The 6,287-nt window shown below is 63.1% G+C and carries 5 protein-coding genes; all 5 read right to left on the bottom strand.

Annotation, left to right across the window (positions count from 1 at the left end; all coding sequences use genetic code 11):
• Positions 1 to 898 (bottom strand): bifunctional methylenetetrahydrofolate dehydrogenase/methenyltetrahydrofolate cyclohydrolase FolD (folD, locus tag ACP15O_RS15125; protein WP_425096959.1); only part of this gene is annotated, 898 nt, incomplete at its 3' end.
• A gap of 158 nt (positions 899 to 1,056) precedes the next feature.
• Positions 1,057 to 2,733, bottom strand: coding sequence for a formate--tetrahydrofolate ligase (locus tag ACP15O_RS15120; RefSeq protein ID WP_425096958.1), 1,677 nt, complete (start codon positions 2,731 to 2,733; stop codon positions 1,057 to 1,059).
• Between the two features lie 98 nt (positions 2,734 to 2,831).
• The gene (locus ACP15O_RS15115) at positions 2,832 to 3,431 is read right to left on the bottom strand and encodes an MOSC domain-containing protein (protein ID WP_425096957.1); all 600 of its coding nucleotides are present in this window, start codon (positions 3,429 to 3,431) and stop codon (positions 2,832 to 2,834) included.
• A 91-nt stretch (positions 3,432 to 3,522) separates the two neighbouring features.
• Positions 3,523 to 4,290, bottom strand: a complete 768-nt coding sequence (locus tag ACP15O_RS15110; protein ID WP_425096956.1) for a methyltransferase domain-containing protein — start codon at positions 4,288 to 4,290, stop codon at positions 3,523 to 3,525.
• A gap of 78 nt (positions 4,291 to 4,368) precedes the next feature.
• Complete coding sequence (gene ftsH / locus ACP15O_RS15105) at positions 4,369 to 6,282, bottom strand: ATP-dependent zinc metalloprotease FtsH (protein WP_425096955.1); 1,914 nt, start codon at positions 6,280 to 6,282, stop codon at positions 4,369 to 4,371.
• Between the last annotated feature and the right edge of the window lie 5 nt (positions 6,283 to 6,287).

The raw sequence follows: 6,287 nt of genomic DNA, 5'->3' as shown, positions 1-6,287 counted from the left end.
CGGTCAGCCCCTCTGGCTCTGTCAGGCCATTGGCGCGGCAGCAGGCGGTCAGGGTGTTGGCCAGAAGGCAGGCGATGGTCATTGGGCCGACGCCTCCGGGTACCGGGGTGATCGCCCCGGCCACCGCCGCGCAGCTGGCGAAATCCACGTCGCCCACCAGCCGGGTTTTGCCCGCGCCCTTTTCCGGAGCCGGGATCCGATTGATGCCCACGTCAATCACCGTGGCGCCCGGTTTGATCCAGTCGCCCGGCACCATTTCGGGACGGCCCACCGCCGCCACCACGATGTCCGCGCCCCGCACCACACCGGGCAGATCGCGCGTGCGGCTATGGGCGATCGTCACCGTGCAGCTGTCGCCCAGCAGCAGCTGCGCCATCGGTTTGCCGACGATATTGCTGCGCCCGATCACCACCGCGTTCAGCCCCGACAGGCTGCCATGATGCGCGCGCAGCATCATCAGGCAACCCAGCGGCGTGCAGGGCACCATCGCCTTTTGCCCGGTGCCCAGCAGCCCCACATTCGAGATATGAAACCCGTCCACATCCTTGGCCGGGTCGATGGCGTTGATCACCAGATCCTCGTTCAGATGCGCCGGCAAGGGCAGCTGCACCAGAATCCCGTGTACCTCAGAATCGGTGTTCAATTGGTTAATCAGCGCCAGAAGATCCGCCTCGGACGTGTCGGCGGGCAGTTTGTGCTCATAGGAATTCATGCCCACTTCGACGGTCATTTTCCCCTTCGAGCGCACATAAACCTGGCTGGCAGGATCCTCGCCCACCAGCACCACGGCCAGGCCCGGCGTGATCGCGTTTTCCTCTTTCAGCCGCGCAACATGCTGCGCAACGCGCCCACGAACATCCAAGGCAAACGCCTTACCGTCGATGATAGTTGCGGTCATGGGGGGCCCTTTCGTCTGATCTGCGGGCAATGCCCTGTTGAGCGAAGCGTTTAGCGCCTCAGAGCCGTCCGCACCAGCCCATCCACGCCAGATTCGGCCAAATTCCGACACCGTGCGTTTCCGATCAGCCCCGCGCGCGCCTCAAAGGGAAACCGCGTTCAGAACAGCCCCTCGATCTGGCCCAGATCATTCAGCCCGATCTGCTCGGCGCTGGGGTGGCGCGGCAGGCCCGGCATGGTCATGATTTCCCCGCAGATGACGACGACGAAACCGGCCCCGGCGGACAGGCGGACCTCGCGAATCGGGACGGAATGGCCGGTGGGCGCGCCGCGCAGGCTGGGATCGGTCGAGAAACTATACTGCGTTTTGGCCATGCAGATCGGCAGGTCCGCATAGCCCGCGTCCTCCCATGCGCGCAGCTGGTCGCGGATTTTCTTATCGGCCAGCACCGCGTCAGCGTGGTAAATGCGCCTGGCGATGGTTTCGATCTTCTGAAACAGCGGCATCTCATCAGGATAGAGCGGCGCGAAATGCGACCAGCCGCCCTCGGTCAGTTCAACAATCCGCGTCGCCAAAGCCTCGGTTCCGGCGCTGCCCTTTTCCCAATGCTGGCACAGGATCGCCTCAGAGCCCTGCGCGCTGACATATTCGGTGACCGCCGCGATCTCGGCCTCGGTATCCGAGAGAAAATGGTTGATCGCCACCACCACCGGCACGCCAAAGGATTTCACATTGGCGATGTGGCGGCCCAGGTTGGGGCAACCGTCCTGCACGGCCTGCACGTTTTCCGAATCCAGATCGGATTTCGCCACGCCGCCGTTCATCTTCATCGCGCGGATCGTGGCGACAATGACAACCGCATCGGGGGCCAGACCGGCCTTGCGGCATTTGATGTTCATGAATTTCTCGGCCCCCAGATCGGCGCCAAAGCCCGCCTCGGTGACCACGAAATCGGCCAGTTTCAGCGCACTTGTGGTGGCGATGACGGAATTGCAGCCATGCGCGATATTGGCAAAGGGGCCACCATGGACAAAGGCCGGGGTGTGTTCCAGCGTCTGCACCAGATTGGGCTGCATCGCGTCCTTCAGCAGCACGGTCATCGCGCCATCGGCCTGCAAATCGCGCGCGTAGATCGGGCTGCGGTCGCGCCGGTAGGCCACGATGATGTTCCCCAGCCGGTTTTGCAGATCCTCCAGGTCGCGGGCCAGGCACAGGATCGCCATCACCTCGGAGGCGACGGTGATGTCAAAGCCCGTCTGGCGCGGGAAACCGTTCGCCACGCCGCCCAGGCTGGTCACCATGTCCCTGAGCGCCCGGTCATTCATATCCATCACCCGGCGCCAGGTAACGCGGCGCTCGTCAATGCCCAGCTCGTTGCCCCAATAGATGTGATTGTCGATCATCGCGGCCAGCAGGTTATGCGCGCTGGTGATCGCGTGGAAATCCCCGGTGAAATGGAGGTTCATTTCCTCCATCGGCACCACCTGAGCATAACCGCCCCCCGCCGCGCCGCCCTTCATGCCGAAACAGGGGCCCAGGCTGGCCTCGCGGATGCAGATCGCTGCGTTTTTCCCGATCCGGCTAAGCCCGTCGCCCAGCCCCACGGTGGTGGTGGTCTTGCCCTCGCCCGCCGGGGTGGGGTTGATCGCGGTGACAAGGATCAGCTTGCCGTCCGGACGATCCTGAACCGAGCGGATAAAATCCTGCCCGATCTTGGCCTTGTCATGGCCAAAGGGCAGCAGATGCTCGGGCGGGATGCCCAGCTGCGCGCCGATGTCCTGTATCGGTTTTTTCACGGCCTCGCGGGCAATTTCGATGTCGGATTTATGGCTCATGTCCCCCTCCCAAGATCCTTGTGCGCCTTCCTTAGCCATAGCTTATTCGGCCAAGGTGCAGAGACGGTAAATCCGACATTTCTGGGACTGAAACGTCGCTAGGACGCCCGCGCGCTGTTCAGATGGGCCCAGACGGGTTGATCGGGGATATGCAGCCTCAGCACGTCCCCCACGGCAATCGGCCCCTCGCGTTCCACCCAGGCTGTCACCCCGCGTTTGCCTGCGGCGGCGGGTTTGAACAGCTTGCCGGCACCGGGGGCGTCGGCCTCGATCACCGGGGCGGGCAGCACGCAGGGGCGGTTCTCCATGTCCACCACCAGCGTCGCCCCCGAGGGCGCCTGCAACCGCGAAGACGGCGGCACATGGGTGAAATCGGGGATGCCTTCCACAATCAGGGACGCGCCCACCCAGGCCGGATCGAACCCATCCACGCCGATCTGGGCCGCGATATGCGCCAGTTCCTCGGCCGACAGAACCGAGAGCTGCCGCACATTCCGGATTTCAGTATCGCGCGGATGCTGAGACAGAACCCGACTGCACGAAGGCCGCGTGACCCCCCCATGCGCCTCGCCCTCGATACCGGCCCAGGTCAGCATGGCCTGGCTCAGAGCGTGCGACCGCAACGAGGCATCACGGTCAGGCACAAGGCCCAGATAGGTGACGGTGGCGGTGAATTCTGTCGGTTTTAGCGCGGGCATTGGGGGCTCCTGCATCGGTTTTCCATGTTGTCGCCCAAGCCGGCGGCGCACGCAATTCACGATCTGTGACAGCGCCGATCACCCGCCATGATCATCGCTGAAGGGTAAAGAACAGACGCCGGAACGGGAACAGAACCGAGCCATCGGCACGCAGGGGATAGGCCTCGGCCATCGCCGTTTCATACGCGTGGATAAGGGCCGCCTGCTCGGGCTCCTCCAGCGCCGTCAGGATCGGCCGGGCAAAGGTGGATTCGGTAAAGTGCCGCACCGGATGCCCCGTGGCCACGGGGGTCAGCCGTTGCAGATATTCCGTCTGCCAGATGCGTGGCTGGCCCAGCGGGGACAGAATGTCGAAATAGGCCTCGGGCGTCAGAATGCCGGGGCCTTTGCCCATGTCCACACGGCCGGGGAACAGCTGCTCGGCCAGGGCCACCCATGTCCGATGCGAGGGCGCGGGGTTCTGATAAGGCACCTGCACGGCCAGGACACCGCCGGGAGGCAGCGACTGCACCAGCGCGGGCAGCAGCGCCGCATGATCCGGAACCCAATGCAGCGCCGCATTGGAATAGATCAACGCAGGCGAGCTGCACGGGCGCCACAGCGCGATATCGGCCTGATCCAAACGCGCATAAAGCCCCAGCTGCTGCGCCTTGGCCAGCATGGTCGCCGAGCTATCCACCCCGACCAGATCACGCCCCGCAAACTGCTCCGCCAGATCCGCCGCCACCGCCCCGGCCCCGCACCCCAGATCCACGATATTCCCCTCTGGCAGCGCCGGAATCGCCGCGATCAGATCCAGCGCGGGGCGCAAGCGCAGATCCGCGAAACGCTGATATTTACCTGGATTCCAGTCTGCCATTGCCCCCTCCAAATTGTATACCATTGCATACACTAAATGCAGACAAAAGAAAAGCCGAGGTTTCCCCCGGCTGATCTATTATGCGGATGGTTCCGGTTCCATCCCCCCTTCGGGCGGGGATTTCTTCGGCTTGGTCTTGGGAATAGCCGTGACCGAGGGCGCATTGCCCGCGCCGTGATCATCCTCATCGGGGCCCGAATGGGGCGGCTCGCCGCGCATCACGCGCTCGATTTCCTCGCCGGTCAGGGTCTCATACTCCAGCAGGCCCTGCGCCAGACGTTCCCATTCCTCCTCACGTTCCTTGAGGATGCGATAGGCCGTGTCATAGCCATCCTGAATGAAGCGTTTGACCTCTTCCTCGATCAGCTCCTTGGTGTGCGCCGAGACCGAGAAACCGGGCGTCTGCCCCGAATAGCCCTGATGAGCCTCGGAATAGTCGATGTTCCCGACCTTATCGGACATCCCCCAGCTAAGCACCATCGCCCGCGCCAGACCCGAGGCCTGCTGAATATCCCCAGCCGGCCCGTTCGAGACCTCATCCTCACCGTATTTGAGGATTTCCGCCGCCTTACCGGCCATGGTCATGGCCAGTTTCTGCTCGCATTCGGATTTGTGCCAGTTCAGGCGGTCGATTTCCGGCAGGCTGACCACCATGCCCAACGCGCCACCGCGCGGGATGATCGTAGCCTTATAAACCGGGTCGCATTTGGGCAGCGCCAGGCCAACAACGGCGTGGCCGGCCTCGTGATAGGCGGTCTTTTCCTTTTGGTCCTGCGTCAGCACCATCGAGCGGCGCTCGGCCCCCATCATCACCTTGTCCTTCGCGTTCTCGAAGTCCTCCATGGTGACGAAACGGCGCCCCACACGGGCGGCCATAAGCGCGGCCTCGTTGACCAGGTTCATAAGATCCGCCCCCGAGAAACCGGGCGTGCCGCGCGCGATGATCCGCAGATCCACATCGGGGCCCAGCGGGGTCTTGCGGGCATGAACGCCCAGGATTTTCTCGCGGCCCTTGATGTCGGGGTTGGGCACGGTGACCTGGCGGTCAAAGCGGCCCGGACGCAGCAGCGCAGGGTCCAGCACGTCACGGCGGTTGGTGGCGGCCAGGATGATCACACCCTCGTTTGCCTCGAACCCGTCCATTTCCACCAGCAGCTGGTTCAACGTCTGCTCGCGCTCGTCGTTGCCACCGCCATAGCCAGCGCCACGGGCCCGGCCCACGGCGTCGATCTCGTCGATGAACACGATACAGGGGGCGTTTTTCTTGGCCTGCTCGAACATGTCACGGACACGGGACGCGCCCACACCCACGAACATTTCCACGAAATCCGAGCCCGAGATGGTGAAGAACGGCACACCCGCCTCGCCCGCAATCGCACGGGCCAGCAGCGTCTTACCAGTACCCGGAGGGCCCACCAGCAGCGCGCCTTTGGGGATCTTGCCGCCCAGACGGCTGAATTTCTGCGGATTGCGCAGGAATTCGACGATCTCTTCCAGCTCTTCCTTGGCCTCATCAATGCCGGCCACATCATCAAAGGTCACGCGGCCCTGTTTTTCGGTCAGCAGCTTGGCCTTGGATTTGCCGAATCCCATGGCCCCGCCTTTGCCCCCGCCCTGCATGCGGTTCATGAAGTAAATCCACACACCGATCAGCAGCAAAAACGGCAGAAGGCTTAGGATAAACGATTGGAAACCGGATTGTTCCTGGCTTTCGGCGGTGACCGGCACGCCTTTGGCGATCAGATCGTCGGTGATCTCGGCATCATCGGGTTTGATGGTGACGTAATCGCGCCCGTCGGTCCCCCGATAGCGGATTTTCTCGCCGTCCAGAGTGACTTTGCTGACCTTTTCCTGATCCACGGCCTGCACGAATTCCGAATACGGAATCGCCTGGCTTTGCAATGTCGATCCAGACCCGCTGAACAGGTTGAACAGAGCCAGAATCAAAAGGAACAGGATGACCCAGAAGGCGATGTTCTTAGCGTTGCCCAAGGAAA

The sequence above is a fragment of the Youngimonas ophiurae (nom. illeg.) genome (assembly GCF_049803795.1).
Classification (GTDB): Bacteria; Pseudomonadota; Alphaproteobacteria; order Rhodobacterales; family Rhodobacteraceae; genus Thalassobius.
The sequence above is the reverse complement of the archived record's forward strand: the minus strand, read 5'-3'. Positions and strand labels throughout refer to the sequence as shown.